This is a genomic window from Alcaligenes aquatilis, from assembly GCF_003076515.1.
GTDB classification, from domain to species: Bacteria; Pseudomonadota; Gammaproteobacteria; order Burkholderiales; family Burkholderiaceae_B; genus Alcaligenes; species Alcaligenes aquatilis.
In genome coordinates this window covers 2,331,454-2,349,528 of record NZ_CP022390.1, presented here as the reverse complement: position 1 = coordinate 2,349,528, position 18,075 = coordinate 2,331,454, and the positions used below count along the sequence as shown (strand labels likewise).

At 55.9% G+C, this 18,075-nt stretch carries 16 protein-coding genes; 13 read left to right on the top strand and 3 right to left on the bottom strand.

Going from position 1 to position 18,075, the window contains the following annotated elements:
- Positions 1-13 precede the first annotated feature (13 nt).
- The 5 genes from CA948_RS10760 to CA948_RS10740 all read left to right on the top strand — a co-directional run bounded on the left by CA948_RS10760 (position 14) and on the right by CA948_RS10740 (position 3,693).
- The gene (locus CA948_RS10760) at positions 14-340 is read left to right on the top strand and encodes a YbaB/EbfC family nucleoid-associated protein (protein ID WP_094195825.1); all 327 of its coding nucleotides are present in this window, start codon (positions 14-16) and stop codon (positions 338-340) included.
- Positions 340-951, top strand: a complete 612-nt coding sequence (recR, locus tag CA948_RS10755; protein WP_094195826.1) for a recombination mediator RecR — start codon at positions 340-342, stop codon at positions 949-951. The genes CA948_RS10760 and recR overlap by 1 nt, the downstream gene beginning before the upstream one ends.
- A gap of 106 nt (positions 952-1,057) precedes the next feature.
- A complete protein-coding gene (locus CA948_RS10750; RefSeq protein WP_108727997.1) occupies positions 1,058-2,098 on the top strand; it encodes an ABC transporter substrate-binding protein in 1,041 nt (346 codons plus the stop codon).
- A complete protein-coding gene (locus tag CA948_RS10745; protein ID WP_094195827.1) occupies positions 2,091-2,897 on the top strand; it encodes an ABC transporter ATP-binding protein in 807 nt (268 codons plus the stop codon). Before CA948_RS10750 ends, CA948_RS10745 begins: the two co-directional genes overlap by 8 nt.
- A gap of 1 nt (position 2,898) precedes the next feature.
- Positions 2,899-3,693 (top strand): ABC transporter permease, encoded by a 795-nt coding sequence (locus CA948_RS10740; RefSeq protein ID WP_094198271.1) that lies wholly within the window; start codon positions 2,899-2,901, stop codon positions 3,691-3,693.
- A gap of 170 nt (positions 3,694-3,863) precedes the next feature.
- Here CA948_RS10740 and tal read toward each other — a convergent pair whose 3' ends face one another.
- Positions 3,864-4,826 (bottom strand): transaldolase, encoded by a 963-nt coding sequence (gene tal, locus CA948_RS10735; protein WP_108727996.1) that lies wholly within the window; start codon positions 4,824-4,826, stop codon positions 3,864-3,866.
- 169 nt (positions 4,827-4,995) lie between these two features.
- Here tal and carA point away from each other — a divergent pair, with 169 nt between their 5' ends.
- The 4 genes from carA (at position 4,996) to CA948_RS10715 (ending at position 11,227) form a co-directional block, all read left to right on the top strand.
- Complete coding sequence (gene carA / locus CA948_RS10730; RefSeq protein WP_162496908.1) at positions 4,996-6,159, top strand: glutamine-hydrolyzing carbamoyl-phosphate synthase small subunit; 1,164 nt, start codon at positions 4,996-4,998, stop codon at positions 6,157-6,159.
- 8 nt (positions 6,160-6,167) lie between these two features.
- Entirely contained in the window at positions 6,168-9,410 is a 3,243-nt protein-coding gene (gene carB, locus CA948_RS10725) for a carbamoyl-phosphate synthase large subunit (protein WP_108727995.1), read from the top strand.
- A 130-nt stretch (positions 9,411-9,540) separates the two neighbouring features.
- Complete coding sequence (gene lpxO, locus CA948_RS10720; RefSeq protein WP_108728747.1) at positions 9,541-10,437, top strand: lipid A hydroxylase LpxO; 897 nt, start codon at positions 9,541-9,543, stop codon at positions 10,435-10,437.
- A 19-nt stretch (positions 10,438-10,456) separates the two neighbouring features.
- The gene (locus tag CA948_RS10715) at positions 10,457-11,227 is read left to right on the top strand and encodes an SDR family oxidoreductase (protein WP_108727994.1); all 771 of its coding nucleotides are present in this window, start codon (positions 10,457-10,459) and stop codon (positions 11,225-11,227) included.
- Between the two features lie 300 nt (positions 11,228-11,527).
- Here the strand turns inward: CA948_RS10715 and CA948_RS10710 are convergent, their stop codons facing one another.
- The gene (locus CA948_RS10710; RefSeq protein ID WP_108727993.1) at positions 11,528-12,166 is read right to left on the bottom strand and encodes a histidine phosphatase family protein; all 639 of its coding nucleotides are present in this window, start codon (positions 12,164-12,166) and stop codon (positions 11,528-11,530) included.
- 320 nt (positions 12,167-12,486) lie between these two features.
- On the opposite strand from CA948_RS10710, the gene CA948_RS10705 reads away from it, so the two are divergent.
- Together CA948_RS10705 and greA are read left to right on the top strand one after the other, a co-directional pair.
- Positions 12,487-13,812, top strand: coding sequence for a solute carrier family 23 protein (locus CA948_RS10705; protein WP_094195832.1), 1,326 nt, complete (start codon positions 12,487-12,489; stop codon positions 13,810-13,812).
- A gap of 407 nt (positions 13,813-14,219) precedes the next feature.
- Positions 14,220-14,696, top strand: coding sequence for a transcription elongation factor GreA (gene greA, locus CA948_RS10700; protein ID WP_094195833.1), 477 nt, complete (start codon positions 14,220-14,222; stop codon positions 14,694-14,696).
- 96 nt (positions 14,697-14,792) lie between these two features.
- Here the strand turns inward: greA and CA948_RS10695 are convergent, their stop codons facing one another.
- Positions 14,793-15,389 carry a YhbY family RNA-binding protein gene (locus CA948_RS10695; protein ID WP_094195834.1) on the bottom strand — a complete coding sequence of 199 codons (597 nt, stop codon included), beginning with the start codon at positions 15,387-15,389 and terminating at the stop codon, positions 14,793-14,795.
- A 17-nt stretch (positions 15,390-15,406) separates the two neighbouring features.
- On the opposite strand from CA948_RS10695, the gene CA948_RS10690 reads away from it, so the two are divergent.
- Together CA948_RS10690 and ftsH are read left to right on the top strand one after the other, a co-directional pair.
- Entirely contained in the window at positions 15,407-16,045 is a 639-nt protein-coding gene (locus CA948_RS10690) for an RlmE family RNA methyltransferase (protein WP_094195835.1), read from the top strand.
- A gap of 107 nt (positions 16,046-16,152) precedes the next feature.
- Positions 16,153-18,066, top strand: a complete 1,914-nt coding sequence (ftsH, locus tag CA948_RS10685; protein WP_094195836.1) for an ATP-dependent zinc metalloprotease FtsH — start codon at positions 16,153-16,155, stop codon at positions 18,064-18,066.
- The last annotated feature ends 9 nt before the right edge of the window (positions 18,067-18,075 follow it).

Sequence of the window (18,075 nt, the reverse complement as noted above, 5' to 3'; positions counted from 1 at the left end):
GGAAAACCAAACCATGATGAAAGGTCAGATTGCCGGCTTGATGCGCCAGGCGCAGCAAATGCAGGAAAACATGAAAAAGGCCCAGGAAGCCTTGGCCGATATCGAGGTCGAGGGCGTTTCCGGTGGTGGTCTGGTCAAGGTCATCATGAACTGCCGCCACGATGTGCGCCGTGTCTCTATCGACCCCAGCCTGCTGGAAGACGAAAAAGAGATGCTGGAAGATTTGATTGCTGCTGCTTTTAACGATGCACAGCGCAAAGCCGAGGCCACTTCGCAGGAAAAAATGGCGGGTGTCACCGCTGGCCTGCCACTGCCTCCCGGTATGAAGCTTCCGTTCTAATGAACGAACCGCAGATCGCAGAGCCCGAACCGCTTCGGGCTCTGATCCAGGCTCTGCGTCGGCTGCCCGGTGTGGGTGAGCGTAGCGCTCGCCGCATGGCCTACCATTTGTTGCAACATGACTTGGTAGGTGCCGACCAATTAAGCCGGGCTCTTGAACATGCCACGACGGCACTGCAGCACTGTCAGCGCTGCAATGGTTTTACAGTCCAAGCTATTTGTGAAACCTGTGCCAATCCCCGCCGTGATCCGGCGTTGTTGTGTGTGGTGGAAACACCTGCCGATCAAAACATGATCGAGGCTACGCATGGCTATCGAGGCCTTTACTATGTGCTGATGGGGCGTTTGACGCCACTGGAAGGCATAGGGCCGGATGCCTTGCAATTTGACCGCTTGCTAGAGCGAGCCAGTGATGGCCAAGTGCAGGAAGTGATTCTAGCGACCAATTTCACCGCAGAGGGCGAAACCACCGCCCATCATCTGGCGGAAATGCTCACTAGCCAAGGTTTGAAAGTGACTCGACTGGCCCGCGGTGTGCCAGCCGGCAGCGAGCTGGAGTACGTAGACCCCAGCACCATTGCCTGGGCCTTGATGGAGCGTCGCGCCACGTAATCGGGTTTGACCGCTTGGTGGACAAGGGGGGGATACCCCCCTTTTGTTTTTTAGTATAAGTATCAAACCTAAATAATTAATGACCAACAACAAGAAGGGGATTGCCATGAAACTGACTCGTCGTCATGCGCTCAAACTGGTTGGAGCATCGGGTTTGGCGCTGTCATTGCCATCGCTGGGCCGTGCGCAAGAAATCGAGAAAAAAAATCTGACCATTGCCGTCGGTGGCAAGGCGCTGATCTACTATCTGCCATTGTCCATTGCCGAGATCAATGGTTATTTTGAAGACGAAGGTCTCAAGGTCAAAGTGGCGGACTTTGCTGGTGGCTCCAAAGCTTTGCAAGCCGTCGTCGGCGGTAGTGCCGATGTGGTGTCGGGCGCCTTTGAACACACCATCAACTTGCAGTCCAAAGGGCAGATGTACCGCGCCTTTGTGCAGCAGGGGCGTGCACCCGCCATTGTTTTGGCTGTGTCCAACAAGACGATGGCTGACTATAAGTCGCCAGCCGATCTGAAAGGCAAGAAAATCGGTGTGACCGCACCGGGCTCCTCGACCAATATGATGGTCAACTTTTATCTGGAGCAAAACGGTCTGAAACCGTCGGATGTGGCCTTTATCGGTGTAGGCGCGGGCGCCGGTGCCGTCACTGCCATGCGTACGGGCCAGATTGATGCCATGGCCAATCTGGATCCGGTGATCGGCACCTTGCTTAAAGAAAACGAAGTGCGTGTTATTGCTGACACTCGTACCCTTGCCGATACCAAGGCTATTTTTGGTGGCAATATGCCTTCGGCCTGCTTGTACGCTTCTGAAGATTTCATCACCCAGAACCCGAACACGGCTCAGGCTCTGGCCAACGCCATCGTGCGCGCCGACAAATGGATTCAGGCCAATGATGCCGAAACCATTGCCAAGACCGTGCCCGCAACCTATCTGCTCGGTGACGTGGAACTGTACAAGCAATGTCTGGATGCCAACAAAGAAGCACTCTCGCCCAACGGCTTGGTAGATGCTGATGGCCCTGCTACCGCCTTGAATGCACTGGCCGCTTTTGTGCCGAATCTGGACGCATCCAAGATTGATATCAGCAAAATCTACACCAATGAATTTGCTGACAATGCCAACAAGAAGTACCCCAATGTCTGAGGCAGCACTTTCTTTAGATAACATCAGCTGTGTTTTTGCCTCCCGGGATGGCAAAGGTACGTACACAGCGGTTCGTGACGCCAGCCTGAGTATTGCTCCAGGCGAGTTTGTGTCGGTTGTAGGCCCAACGGGCTGCGGCAAGTCCACGCTCCTGAACGTAGGGGCGGGCTTGCTGAGCCCTTCGTCGGGCGAAGTCCGAGTGTTTGGCAAACCCCTGCAAGGGGTGAACGAGCGTGCTGGCTACATGTTCCAGGGCGAAGCACTGATGCCCTGGCGCAGTGCCGAATCCAACGTGATGGCCGGTCTGGAGTTTGCCGGTGTCCCGCAGGATCAGGCTCGCGCCCGTGCCCAGGAGTGGCTCAAGCGAGTTGGGCTGGGTGGTTTCGAGGATCGTTATCCGCATCAAATGTCGGGTGGCATGCGCAAACGCGTCATGCTGGCCCAGACCCTGATTCGTGATCCCGACATCATTCTGATGGACGAGCCGTTCTCGGCGCTGGACATTCAGACCCGTCAATTGATGGAAAATGAAGTGCTGGAGATCTGGATGGCACAGCGTAAAGCCGTGCTGTTCATTACTCACGACCTGGACGAAGCCATTGCCATGAGCGATCGGGTGGTGGTTTTGTCGGCTGGGCCGGGCACGCATCCCATCGGCGAATTTCATGTCGATCTTCCACGCCCTCGTGACGTGGCCGAAGTGCGCAACGACCCCCGTTTTGTCGAATTGCATGCGGCAATCTGGGCCGTCTTGCGTGATGAGGTCCTGAAGGGTTATGCCCAGCAAAAGCGTGCCTGATATGTCTAAATCTATTACTCAATCCAAGCTGGCCCTGCGCGGCTGGCAAATCTCGCTGCTCATCGTCATTCTGGCCGCATGGCATTTCTTCACGCTGGACCCCAAAGTGGCCTTCTTCTTTGGGCAGCCACTGGAAGTGGTCAAGGTGATCTGGGCCTGGTTTGTCACCAACGGTGATATTTACCTGCACCTGGGCGTGACCTTGAGCGAAACACTGCTGGCTTTTGCCATTGGTACGATTGCTGGTCTGGCTTGCGGTCTGTGGCTGGGGCTCTCGCCCCGTGCGGCGGCCTTGCTGGACCCGTATCTGACCGCTGCCAACTCCATGCCGCGCGTCATTCTGGCGCCGATTTTCGGCATGTGGTTCGGTCTGGGTATCTGGTCCAAAGTAGCTCTGGCGGTGACGCTGGTGTTCTTTATCGTGTTCTTCAACGTGTACCAAGGTGTGCGTGAAGTCAGCACCACACTGCTGGACAATGCCCGCATGCTGGGTGCCAGCCGTCGTCAACTGCTGCGCCATGTCTACATTCCTTCGGCCACTAGCTGGGTATTTTCCAGCTTGCACACCTCGGTCGGTCTGGCCTTTGTGGGTGCCGTGGTGGGTGAATACCTGGGCTCAGCCAGTGGGGTCGGTTATCTGATCCTGCAGGCAGAGGGCACGCTGGATGTGAATACGGTGTTCGCCGGTATTGTGGTGCTGACCGTCTTTGCGCTGATCCTGGACGGTCTGGTCAGTGTGTTTGAAGACCGCCTGCTGGCTTGGCGGCCACAAGGTGGCGGTACGGAAAAGCTCTGATTGCTGCTTGGCTCAAGTGTTAAGAAAACCGGCTCCTGAAACAGGAGCCGGTTTTTTTGTCCGTTCATTCCCAGCAAAGAGAAGGCCAGCAAACGATTAGGTGCTTAATAGATAGTAAAACAGGCCGCAAGATAGGCGGCCTGTTTTACTGAATCGGACCTGGCGGCTTGTCAGGCCTGCTGGCGCGCCTGTTGAATCAGGGCATCCAGTTTGATACCGTCCGTGGTGAACTGACGGATGCCTTCGGCCAGCTTTTCAGTGGCCATCGCGTCCTGGTTCAGGTCGGTGCGGAAGGTGATTTCGTTGCTGGCACGCCATTCAGGGGCAACCGCCTTGGCACGTGCCACATCCAGCATGGCCGGGACCTCGCCTTGGGCTGCATCCAACTGGCCCAGCAGTTCGGGGCTGATGGTCAGTAGATCGCAACCGGCCAGCGCCTTGATCTGGCCGACATTGCGAAAGCTGGCACCCATGATCTCTGTGGGGATGTCATAGGTTTTGTAGTATTCGTAAATGCTGCGTACCGAGCGCACACCGGGGTCGTTCTCGCCCTGGTTGGCGCTCTCGTCCCATTCCTGGCCGGCAGTTTTCTTGAACCAGTCGTAGATGCGGCCCACAAAGGGCGAGATCAGGGTGACTTTGGCCTGGGCGCAGGCAATGGCTTGCGGCAGGCAGAACAAGAGGGTCAGGTTGCAGTTGATGCCTTCGGCCTGCAATGTACGGGCAGCTTGGATGCCTTCCCAGGTGCTGGCTAGTTTGATCAGCACGCGTTCGCGGGCGATACCGGCTTTTTCGTAATGCTGGATGATATGGCGGGCGCGCTCGACGCTGGCCAGGGCATCAAAGGACAGGCGGGCATCGACTTCGGTAGAGACGCGGCCCGGCACAATATCCAGAATTTGTCGACCAAAGGCGACCAGCAGCAGATCGCTGGTTTCAGCCAGGCTGGCATGAGGGTGGTCGGTGATGACACGGTCAAGCAAAGGCCGATAGGCCGCCTGCTGGACAGCCTTTAAAATCAGGGAAGGATTGGTTGTTGCATCGGTAGGGCGATACGCGCGCATCGCTTCAAAATCGCCTGTGTCGGCCACTACGGTTGTGCACTGGCGCAGAGAGTCAAGCTGAGTAGTCATGTCTGTTACTAGTCCATCGCAAAGCCATCAAACCAATCGATTACTGTAGTCGATTTTCCAAGTTTTCGTGCCTGGTTTCAGTGTTACTACCGATAAACTACCGGAAAAACCTCGTTTGAGCATATAATTAGAAGGTTTAATATTAATTTCAGAATCCGGGGTTTTTAACGTGCTGCCGTCTTTATTTCCTGAGGAGTCCCGCACTATCACTAGTGCCGTCCTAGCCCTGGCGGATGGAACCCTATTCAAAGGGGTATCAATCGGTGCCGAGGGGCACTGTGTTGCTGAGATCGTTTTCAATACAGCCATGACGGGCTATCAGGAAATCCTGACAGACCCAAGCTACAGCGGTCAAATTGTTACGCTTACCTATCCGCACATCGGTAATACCGGTGTCAATCCAGAGGACTCCGAATCCAACAAGGCCCACGCTGCCGGGCTTGTCATTCGCGATTGTCCCGCCCGCCTGTCCAACTTCCGCTCCACCCAGTCCTTGCCTGACTACCTGAAAGATCAGGGCGTTGTGGCTATCTCCGGTATCGACACCCGCAAGCTGACTCGCATTTTGCGTGAGAAAGGCTCCATGGGTGCTTGCATTCTGGTGGGTGATGATGCCGAACGAGCACTGGAACTGGCCCGCTCTTTCCCTGGCCTGAAAGGTCAGGATCTGGCCAAAGTGGTTACCACCGACCAAACCTACAATTGGACCGAAGGTTCGTGGGAACTGGGCCAAGGCTTTGGGAAGCCTGCAACAGACCGCTTCCATGTGGTGGCCTACGACTTTGGCGTAAAAGCCAACATCTTGCGTTTGATGGCAGACCGTGGCTGCAAAGTGACCGTCGTGCCGGCGCAAACGCCACTGGCCGATGTACTGGCTTACGAGCCCGATGGTGTGTTCCTGTCCAACGGCCCTGGCGATCCAGAGCCTTGCGATTACGCCATCGAAGCCTGCAAGGGCTTGCTGGAGCGCAAGCTGCCTGTGTTTGGTATTTGCCTGGGTCATCAGATCATGGGCCTGGCCGTTGGTGCACAGACCTTGAAGATGAAAAACGGTCACCACGGTGCCAACCATCCTGTGCAGGAACTGGCTAGTGGCCGCGTGTTCATCACCAGCCAGAATCACGGCTTTGCGGTCGATGCCGCCACCTTGCCAGCCAATGCCAAGGTCACGCACATTTCTTTGTTCGACCAGAGCCTGCAAGGCTTCGAGTTGACAGATCGCCCCGCGTTTTGCTTCCAGGGTCACCCTGAAGCGACTCCCGGCCCGCGCGATATTGCCTCGCTGTTCGACAAATTCATCAGCCTGATGGCTGCTCACCAGGCCAATAAATAAACCGCACTATGCCAAAGCGTTCAGACTTAAAAAGCATTCTTATCATTGGCGCCGGCCCGATCATCATTGGTCAGGCTTGCGAATTCGACTACTCGGGAGCCCAGGCATGTAAAGCCCTGAAGGCCGAGGGTTACCGGACTGTGCTGGTCAACAGCAACCCGGCCACCATCATGACGGACCCAGATACGGCTGATGTCACCTACATCGAGCCCATCACCTGGCAAGCTGTCGAGAAGATCATTGAAAAAGAGCGTCCTGATGCGCTCTTGCCCACCATGGGCGGCCAAACGGCGCTGAACTGCGCTTTGGATCTGGCCAAGCATGGCGTGCTGGAAAAATATGGTGTTGAGCTGATCGGTGCTAATGCTGCCGCTATCGAAAAAGCTGAAGACCGCCTGAAGTTCAAAGACGCCATGACCTCCATCGGTCTGGAGTCCGCCAAGTCCGGCGTGGCTCACTCCATGGACGAGGCCTGGGCGGTTCAAAAGCGTATTGCTGAAGAAATCGGCACAGCCGGTTTCCCCGTCGTTATTCGTCCCAGCTTTACGCTGGGCGGTACGGGTGGTGGTATTGCCTACAACCCGGAAGAGTTTGAAACGATCTGCCGCCGTGGTCTGGAAGCATCGCCCACCAACGAGCTGCTGATTGAAGAATCCCTGCTGGGCTGGAAAGAGTTCGAAATGGAAGTGGTGCGTGACCGCGCCGACAACTGCATCATTGTGTGCTCCATTGAGAATCTGGACCCCATGGGTGTGCACACCGGTGACTCCATCACCGTGGCTCCTGCCCAAACCCTGACCGACCGCGAATACCAGATCATGCGTAATGCATCGATCGCCGTACTGCGCGAAATCGGTGTGGATACGGGTGGGTCGAACGTGCAGTTCGCAGTGAACCCCGATAACGGTCGCATGATCGTTATTGAAATGAACCCACGTGTGTCCCGTTCCTCGGCACTGGCTTCCAAAGCCACCGGTTTTCCTATCGCCAAGATCGCTGCGCGTCTGGCCGTGGGTTACACCCTGGACGAGCTGCTGAACGAAATTACCGGCGGTGCTACCCCCGCGTCGTTCGAGCCCACCATCGACTACGTGGTTACCAAAGTGCCACGTTTCGCTTTCGAAAAATTCCCTCAGGCCGACTCGCGTCTGACCACCCAGATGAAGTCCGTGGGGGAAGTGATGGCCATTGGCCGCACTTTCCAGGAGTCCTTCCAGAAAGCCCTGCGTGGTCTGGAAGTGGGTGTGGATGGTCTGAACCAGAAAACCACCGACCGCGAAAAACTGCAGGTCGAGTTGGGCGAGCCTGGCCCAGAGCGTATCTGGTACGTGGGCGATGCCTTCGCTCAAGGCTTGAGCCTGGACGAAGTTCACAACCTGACCAAGATCGACCCCTGGTTCCTGGCTCAGATCAAAGAGATCGTGGACATCGAGCTGGCTCTGGAACAAAAGACGCTGGCCGATCTGGACCGCGACACCTTGTTTGGTCTGAAGCGCCGTGGTTTCTCCGACCGCCGTCTGGCTTTCCTGCTGGATACCGTGGAATCGGAAGTGCGCAAACTGCGTCACCAGTTGAATGTTCGCCCTGTCTACAAGCGCGTGGATACGTGCGCGGCTGAATTCTCCACCGATACGGCTTACATGTACTCGACCTACGAGGAAGAGTGCGAATCCAATCCTACGGACAAGAAGAAGATCATTGTTCTGGGTGGTGGCCCTAACCGTATTGGTCAGGGTATCGAGTTTGACTACTGCTGCGTGCACGCTGCGTTGGCATTGCGCGAAGATGGTTACGAAACCATCATGGTCAACTGCAATCCTGAAACCGTGTCGACCGACTACGACACCTCCGACCGTCTGTACTTCGAGCCTCTGACGCTGGAAGACGTCCTGGAAATCGTCCACATCGAAAAACCAGTGGGCACCATCGTTCAGTACGGTGGCCAGACGCCTTTGAAATTGGCACGTGCTCTGGAAGCCAATGGTGTACCGATCATCGGTACCAGCCCTGAGTCCATTGACGTGGCTGAAGACCGCGAGCGTTTCCAGAAACTGCTGAACAAGCTGGGCTTGCGTCAGCCGCCAAACCGTACCGCTCGCACCGAAGGCGAAGCGATCGCTCTGGCTGCCGAAATTGGTTACCCCCTGGTGGTGCGCCCAAGCTACGTGCTCGGTGGCCGTGCCATGGAAATCGTGCACGAACAGCAAGACCTGGAGCGCTACATGCGCGAAGCGGTCAAGGTCAGCAATGACTCGCCTGTGTTGCTGGATCACTTCCTGAACAACGCCACGGAAGTGGACGTGGACTGCCTGGCCGATGGCGAACGCGTCTTTGTGGGCGGTGTGATGCAACACATCGAGCAGGCAGGTGTTCACTCCGGTGACTCCGCTTGTAGCTTGCCTCCTTACTCGCTCAGCGACGAAACCGTGGTTGAAATCAAGCGTCAGACCGCACTCATGGCCAAAGCTTTGAATGTGAAGGGCTTGATGAACGTGCAGTTCGCCATTCAGGACGGCGATGTCTACGTGCTGGAGGTGAACCCACGTGCTTCGCGTACCGTGCCGTTCGTGTCCAAGGCAACCGGTTTGCAACTGGCCAAGATTGCCGCTCGTGCCATGGCAGGTCAGACTTTGGCCGAGCAGGGTATTACCGAAGAAGTCACGCCGTCTTACTACAGCGTGAAAGAGGCCGTATTCCCCTTCGTGAAGTTCCCGGGTGTGGATACGATTCTGGGACCAGAAATGAAGTCCACCGGCGAAGTCATGGGTGTGGGCACCTCGTTTGCTGAAGCCTTTGTGAAGTCGCAGATGGCTGCCAGCGTGACCCTGCCCGAAGGGGGCTTGGCCTTCATCAGTGTGCGCGCCCAGGATAAACCGCAAGCGGTGGAAGTGGCTCGCGGCCTGATCTCGCTGGGCTTCAAGGTTGTCGCCACCCGTGGTACTGCCAGCGCCATCGAACAGGCCGGTTTGGCTGTTCAAGTGGTGAACAAGGTTACCGAAGGTCGTCCGCACATTGTGGACATGATCAAGAACGGCGAGGTTTCCCTGGTCATCAATACGGTTGAAGAGCGTCGCAACGCGATCGTTGATTCGCGTACAATCCGTACACATGCGCTGGCTGCCAATCTGGCCTACTACACCACCATTGCTGGTGCGGTAGCGGCTGTACAAGGCCTGCAGTATTTGCGTCATGGTGATGGCTTGAAGGTTTACGCGCTTCAAGAGCTGCACGCTCTGCTGGCGAAACACTAAGTCGCTCCATGTCAGAAAGGCGCACCGTTAAGGTGCGCCTTTTTTTATTCGTGTATCAGACAAGGCCATGGGGCAGCACGCAGGCCAAGGCCAGCACAGCGCAGAAGTTTTCTTCTTTGGAGATCATGTCGTGAAATGGTTCATTCTTGCCTTGTTCATTGTGTGCACGGTTATTGTGCACTTCAGGGGTCGAGTCAGGCACCGCTTTTCCCGCCAGTTGCTGGACCATTCCACGTTCACGGCCCCTTTGAATGTCTTCATGTATGGTTTTTCGGCAGTGCCCAATGAGCCGTATCTGGATTTGAAACACTTTCCCGAGCTAAACAAGTTGCTCGAGCACTGCGACGAAATCCGTGCCGAGGCCGAGCAGCTATTTGGTGAAGGCCATATCAAGGCCTCTGACAAGTACAACGATGCGGGCTTTAACTCTTTTTTCAAAACCGGCTGGACGCGTTTTTACCTGAAGTGGTATGACGCCGACCACCCTTCGGCGCGTGAGCTGTGCCCGGTGACGACTCGCCTGCTCAAGGATATTCCGTCGATCAAGGCAGCGATGTTCACCTCTTTGCCGCCGGGTGCCCGTTTGCCGCGCCACCGCGACCCTTACGCGGGTTCGCTGCGCTTTCATATGGGCTTGATGACGCCCAATAGCCCGGATTGCTATATCGAAGTGGACGGCCAGAGATATCACTGGCGTGACGGTGAAGCCGTGGTGTTTGATGAAACCTTTATTCACTACGCTGAAAACAAAACGGATCAGAACCGTATTATTTTGTTTGCGGACGTAGAGCGTCCCATGCGTTATCGCTGGGCACAAGCCATAAACCACGCCGTGGGTGGTTTCTTATTGCGTGCTGCTGCCGCTCCGAACCAGGAAGGCGACCGTACCGGCGGTATCAACCGTATTTTTGGTACAGTCTACGCGGTACGTCGTTTCGGCAAGGCCATCAAGAAAAAGAACGAAACCCTGTACTACATCCTTAAATGGCTGCTGGTGCTGGGTATTGCTGCCTTGATCTTCCTGTAATAATCGGGCGCAGCCAGAGATGCAAACGGTCTTTATTACGGGTGCCAGCAGCGGTTTAGGTAAAGCGCTGGCCCAGGAGTACGCGGCTCAAGGTGCCTGCCTGGGTTTGCTGGGGAGACGTCAGGAAGAACTCCAGGCGCTGGCCGACAGCTTGCCCGGAGAGCACCGTATTTATGTGGCGGATGTGCGTGACAGGGACGCTTTGCATCTGGCCGCTCAGGACTTTTTACAGTTCACTGGGCAAAAGATTGATGTGGTTATTGCCAGTGCGGGGATCAGCGCGGGCACCTTGACGGAGGAAGCCGAGGATTTCGCGGTTTTCAAAGCCATTGTGGATACGAATCTGCTGGCCATGGTGGCGACCTTTGAACCCTTTATCGGCACCATGAAAGCCGCAGGGAAGGGGACCTTGGTGGGTATTGCCAGCGTGGCGGGTATTCGTGGCCTGCCTGGTGCGGGAGCTTATAGCAGCTCCAAGGCGGCTGTCATTGCCTATTGCGAGAGCCTGCGACTGGAACTGTCTGTGCACGGGGTATCTGTTGTCACCATTACCCCCGGCTATATCCGCACGGCCATGACGGCGCATAATCCTTACTCCATGCCGTTTTTGATGCCTGCTGAGGACTTTGCCCGCAAAGCCCGCAAGACCATCGAGCAGGGCGTATCCTATCGAGTCATTCCGTGGCAGATGGGACTTGTCTCGCGCCTGATGCGTCTTTTGCCTAATTGGCTGTATGACCGTCTGGCTCGTCGGGCGCCGCGCAAGCCGCGACTTAATAAAAAAAGTTGATCATTGCCCCTGTAGCTGATTTTTGAAGTCCTTGTTGGCTTCAGCGTGGCTATGCTTCTGGCCGCAACCGCAACCGCAACCGCAACCGCAACCGCAACCGCAAGAGTGCCTGTGGCTCTTCTTGGTATAGGGCCGTCGCTATCGTAAGGATAAAGCTTGCGGGCGTGGCGCTGGAGACACTGTCAGGAACTGATGAGGTGAGTCAGGCGGACAGGACTCCGCACAAGTCTCAGGCTGGTTTATCGAACGCTGCAGCTGATCCGATCTGCAGATACCAGCCTGATCATGGCGATGCATGGTTTAGGTTTGCTCGTCCAGTGCCGTGTCCAGATGCGGCAACTGGCCCCACAAGGTACAGCTCCAGTTTAAGTCTGCATCAATGTTGAAGAAATTCAGGCTGGTATTCAGAATTGCGTGAGTACGCTTGGCACCGAGTGCCTGCTGGTTCAGCTTGCGCCAGACCATATCAATAACGCCACCATGTGCAAACACCAGCAGGCTCTTGCCAGCATGCGCCTGGGCCAGTCCTTCAAAACATCCCAGTACCCGAGTTTGAAACTGGCGTAGCGATTCGCCCCCTTCCACGGCGTAGTCGATATCGACGCTATCGTCGGGCTGATCCGGGCCATGGCGGCCTACTGCATCCCAGGCCTGGCCTTCCAGTGTGCCAAAGCCGCGCTCGCGCAGTCCTCGGATTTGCTGAATTTCAATCTCCCAGTGCTGACAGGCAATCGCCGCCGTCTCCGAGGCGCGTTGTAGATCACTGCTGATGACGGCGTCCACAGGCAGGCAAAACGCCGGGGACCTCAGGTAGTTTTGCAGGGCACGGGCCTGTTCGCGGCCGGTCTCGTTCAGTTCTATATCCTGCCAGCCTTGTAAACGGCGTACGGCATTCCAGGCGGTTTCACCGTGGCGGATCAGACAAATAGACGTACTCATGCTGGTGTAATCACTCTGCTAGGGAATCGGACTGCCAAAGGCAGGCTGATTGTCTATTGTAATGGGCCAGTCAAGCGCAGGCAGATAGACTGGGTATATATCGCATATAACACGAACATCGAGGCTCAAAGGCGTTTGGGCATGTTCACCTGCCAGCTCTATGTTGGGGTTTACCGCTTACCGCCTTATTTTCAGGTGCCTTGTTGAGGCTTTCACGTTTAAAATCATGCCTCAACGAATCGGCCAGTCTCTTGCAGGTGTGCTGGGCCAACGTATAACGAATTGCGCTGTATTTCTTTCTTCCTTCTCTGGAACCCTCTATGTCTCAGTCTTACTTTCCGCGTTGGCGCCGTGTATCCGGCAGCGAACCCGGTGCGGTCGTGCAGCCCGACGAGTGTTTGGCCACGCCGCAAAACATTGCCATGGGTGCTCAGCACGTGGTGGCCATGTTTGGCTCCACCATTCTGGCCCCTTTGTTGATGGGCTTTGATCCCAATCTGGCCATCTTGATGTCCGGTATTGGTACGCTGATTTTCTTTGTGTTTGTCGGTGGCCGGGTTCCCAGCTACCTGGGTTCCAGCTTTGCATTTATCGGTGGTGTGATTGCCGTTACCGGCTATGCCGGCAGTGGCCCCAATCCCAATATCGGTGTGGCCTTGGGGGCCATTATTATCTGCGGTCTGGTCTACACCTTGATCGGTGTTCTGGTCTGGGTATTCAATGCCCGCACTCAGGGTGGAGCAGCGCGTTTGATCAACCACTGGATGCCTCCTGTTGTCACCGGATCGATCGTGGCGGTGATTGGCCTGAATCTGGCACCCATCGCTGCCAAGGGCGCCATGGGGAGCGGCACCTTCGATTCCATGATGGCCTTGATGACCGTGTTGTGTGTGGGTGGTATTGCGGTCTATACCCGTGGGCTTGCCCAGCGCCTGTTGATTCTGGTGGGTCTGGCTTTGGCCTGCGTGCTGTATTGGGTATTTACCAATGTGATGGGCTACGGCACGGCGATCAACTTTGCTCCTGTTGCTCAAGCCGCCTGGTTGGGGCTGCCCAGTTTTTCCGCCCCTGTATTCCAGGCCCACGCCATGACGGTGATTGTGCCGGTCGCCATTATTCTGGTGGCCGAGAACCTGGGGCACATCAAGGCGGTTAGTGCCATGACCGGTCAGGACCTGGATGGTTATCTGGGTCGTGCCTTTGTGGGTGATGGCGTGGCCACCATGCTGTCTGGCTCGGTAGGTGGTACCGGCGTGACAACCTATGCTGAAAATATCGGCGTGATGGCCGCTACCCGCATCTACTCCACGCTGGTGTTTGCCTTTGCGGCGGTGATCGCCATTTTCCTGGGCTTCTCGCCCAAGTTCGGCGCCGTCATCCAGTCCATCCCCGGCCCTGTGCTCGGTGGCATGTCCATCGTCGTATTTGGTTTGATTACCATTGCTGGTGCGCGTATCTGGGTGGTGAATCAGGTGGATTTCAGCGACAACCGTAATTTGCTGGTCGCGGCCGTCACCTTGATTCTGGGGGCTGGTAACTTCTCCTTGCAGTTCGGTGTTATCCGTCTGGATGGTATCGGTTGTGCCACCTTTGGTGCTATTTTGCTGCACGCTTTGCTGCGAGGCCGTCGCCAGAACATGGTGTAGTCGTCCCAATGTTGATCCATGCTGGCTCGGGCTGGACAAGGGGATTGTTCCTTCGCCAGTTGCTGTGCGGCAGCTTGTTGTAAACAGCCGCCCCTGCCGACTTCTGTTTTTATGCACAGGAGTTCCAGGGGCTTGCTATTTTCAGGCAGTTTGCCGACAATAGCTCTCACACCCCGGTTCTTCGCGGGGTTTTTTTCTGCCACAGAATTTCACTGTGTCGGAAAAGCCATATTGGGGCAGCCGGCAGGTTTGGCTTGAGCAGTGTGTTTGAATGTGCGCTGTAGGGTCAGCAGGACTTTCAAGTCGGCCGATTCAACCTGTTTGATTGTTTGTCCCATCATCGTTATCCCCCTATCTTCCAGGCGCTCCCGCTACGGAGCGTCTTTTACTTGTTAAGCAGGAATACTATGTCTGCGATCCCATTGACTGCGCAGGGCGCACAACGTTTGCAAGTTGAATTACACCGCCTCAAGACGGTGGAACGCCCAGATGTAATTAACGCTATCGCCGAGGCGCGAGCACAAGGCGATTTGTCCGAAAACGCCGAGTACGATGCTGCGCGTGAGCGTCAGGGCTTTATCGAAGGCCGCATTGCCGAGCTGGAAGGCACTTTGTCCAATGCCCAGATTATCGAACCGGCCACGCTGGAAGCTGATGGCCGCATCGTGTTTGGTGCAACCGTCGAGATCGAGGACCTGGAGTCCGGCAATACCGTGACTTACCAGATCGTCGGCGATGTGGAGGCCGACATTCGCGCCAACAAGATCTCCATTTCCAGTCCTGTGGCTCGTGCCTTGATTGGCAAGACAGAAGGGGATGTGGTCGAGGTCAAGGCGCCCGCCGGTATTCGTGAATACGAAATTCTGACGGTCAACTACGTGTGATCTTGCCTTGAGCAGCAGACTTGTTCTGCTGCTCCGTCAAGCGCGCAAAAGAAAGGCCCCTGTACATCGTGCGGGGGCCTTATAATTTACGGCAGTTTAGCGTTTGCCCGAACCACCCAGTCCGCGACGTGCGCCAGCCCGCAAGGACATGGCACTGCCAGGACGGTTGGTATTGCTACGAGGCGCAGCAGCCGGTTTGCCCGTCGAGAACTTTTGAACGCTGCGCGGTGCGGCCGAGGCTTTTTTCTCCTGGGTGCTGCTGCGTTCAGCTTTCATTTCTGCACGGCGGGCACGCTCTGTGCCGCGAGTCCGCTGGACACCGGAAGCGGCCAGTTTCTTGGGCGTATAGGGCTCCGAGGGTTTACGCACCGCACGGGTTGGTTTTTCTACAGGCGCTCCCAAAACAGGGGGGCGTTCAATATTGGGTCTGTAGATGGTCAGGATTTTGCCCAGATGATGAATAGGGGCAGCATCGAGCGCATCGCAGATTTGTTCTAACATGGTCAGACGAGCCTGACGGTCATCACCGGCCACACGGATCTTGATGAGCTGGTGGGCCTGCAGGTGGACGGTGATCTCTTTGATCACGGCGTCGGTCAGGCCATTGTCTCCAATCAGGACAACTGGGCGCAGAGCGTGAGCAGCAGCACGAAGTTCGCTGCGCTCATGAGGTGTAAGGTTGAGTTTTGGCATAAAGAGATTGTACGGGAATGGCCAAGAAAAAATTCTCTAAAGAGTGGGTTCAGCAGCATATAAATGACCCTTACGTCAAATTGGCGCAACAAAAGGGGTATCGCGCGCGCGCGGCCTTCAAACTCAGTGAAATATTGGATCTGGAGAAGATTCAGGTTCAGGGCAAGGTGGTGGTGGACTTGGGGTCTACACCGGGCAGTTGGTCGCAGCTGATACGTGAGCGCATGGTCGGCCCCGGTGGCGTGCTCAATGGTCGCATTATCGCACTGGACATATTGGAAATGGAACCAATTGCCGGGGTAGAGTTCATGCAAGGCGATTTTCGCGAGGACTCGGTACTGGAGCAATTGCAAGATTCCTTGAAGGGTGCAGCTGTAGACCTTGTGATTTCAGATATGGCCCCCAACTTGTCGGGTGTGGCATCGGCCGATTCCGCCCGCATCCAGCATTTATGCGAGCTGGCACAGGAATTTGCCCTGCAGCATCTGACCGATGAAGGTGTGCTGATCGTCAAAGCCTTCCATGGCAGCGGGTTTTCCCAGATCGTGGAATCTTTCAAGCAGAATTTTGTCAGAGTCGTCGAGCGTAAACCCAAGGCTTCGCGCGATAAATCCGCCGAAACCTTTCTCGTTGCCCGAGGCTTGAAGGGCAGGTAATTTATGACTTGCTGGCCCTCGAATCGGGTAGAATGAACTATGTATGGCGCTTGTTCAGGTACGTGTAAGCGTATTTGGCAAGTTATCGCAATCGCAGGAGATTGGCTTTGAACAATTCGTTTTCCAAAGTCGCGATCTGGATGGTTATTGCGCTGGTGCTGTTTACTGTTTTCAAGCAGTTTGACGGCCGGCCACCAGCCACTGATGGCGTCACTTATACGCAATTCATGAATGATGCCCGTTCTGGTCGCATCAGCAAGGTAGATATTCAGGGCGATACCCTGCATGTCACGCCGGACTCTGGCCGCAGCTACACGCTGACGTCCCCCGGTGACCTGTGGATGGTGCCTGAGCTGGTGAAATCCGGTGTGCAGGTATCGGGCAAAGCCCGCGAAGAGCCCTCTTTTCTGACCAGTCTGTTCATCTCCTGGTTCCCCATGCTGCTTTTGATTGGCGTTTGGGTGTTCTTCATGCGTCAGATGCAAGGTGGTGGTAAGGGTGGGGCATTCAGTTTTGGCAAATCGCGTGCGCGCTTGCTGGACGAAAATACCAATCCTGTTACTTTTGCGGATGTGGCTGGCTGCGATGAAGCCAAGGAAGATGTGCAGGAGCTGGTGGATTTTCTGCGTGATCCCACCCGCTTCCAGCGTCTGGGTGGTCGTATCCCGCGTGGCATCTTGATGGTCGGTTCGCCTGGTACTGGTAAAACCTTGCTGGCACGTGCCATTGCAGGCGAGGCCAAAGTGCCTTTCTTCAGTATTTCCGGTTCCGACTTCGTGGAAATGTTTGTAGGTGTGGGCGCATCGCGTGTGCGTGACATGTTCGAGACAGCCAAGAAGCAATCGCCTTGCATCATCTTTATCGACGAAATCGATGCTGTGGGCCGTCAGCGTGGCGCAGGTCTGGGCGGTGGTAACGACGAACGCGAACAGACCCTGAACCAGTTGCTGGTCGAAATGGACGGTTTTGAAACCGGCCAAGGGGTATTGGTTATTGCTGCTACCAACCGTCCTGACGTACTGGATCCCGCTTTGCTGCGTCCTGGCCGTTTCGACCGTCAAGTCGTTGTTGGCTTGCCTGACATTCGTGGTCGCGAGCAGATTTTGAAAGTACACATGCGCAAAGTGCCTTTGGCCTCCAACGTGGACGCCGTGGTGCTGGCTCGTGGTACACCGGGTTTCTCTGGCGCTGATCTGGCCAACCTGGTTAACGAAGCTGCCTTGTTCGCCGCGCGCCGTAATGGTCGCACTGTGGATATGCAAGACTTTGAGCGTGCCAAGGACAAGATCATCATGGGTGCAGAACGCCGCACCATGATCATGCCCGAGGAAGAGCGTCGCAACACTGCTTATCACGAAGCCGGTCACGCCTTGGTAGCTTGCATGCTGCCCAAGACGGACCCGGTTCACAAAGTCACTATCATCCCTCGTGGTCGTGCTTTGGGTGTCACCATGCAATTGCCTGAAGGCGATCGCTACAGCATGGACAAAGAGCGCTTGCTGAACATGATTGCGGTTCTGTTCGGTGGCCGTATCGCTGAAGAAGTGTTCATGAATCAGATGACCACAGGCGCATCGAACGACTTTGAACGTGCAACGCAAATTGCTCGTGACATCGTGACTCGCTACGGCATGACAGACTCCCTGGGGCCTGTTGTCTACGCCGAGAATGAAGGCGAGGTCTTTCTGGGCCGCAGCGTTACCAAGACAACGCACGTGTCCGAAGCCACCATGCAGAAAGTGGACTCCGAGATTCGCAAGATTATCGACGAGCAGTACGCCGTTGCCCGCAAGCTGATCGAGGACAATAGCGACAAGATGCATGCTATGGCCAAGGCCTTGCTGGAGTGGGAAACCATTGATGCCGACCAGATCGACGACATCATGAAAGGTTTGCCACCACGGGCTCCTCATGTGCCCAACAGCAATGACAGCAATTCCTCCGACGGTTCTACGCCGCCAGCCGCTGGTCCTAAACCAGCCGATGACGAGGGTGCCGCGGCGACAACGCCAGTTGCTTAACTTACGTAG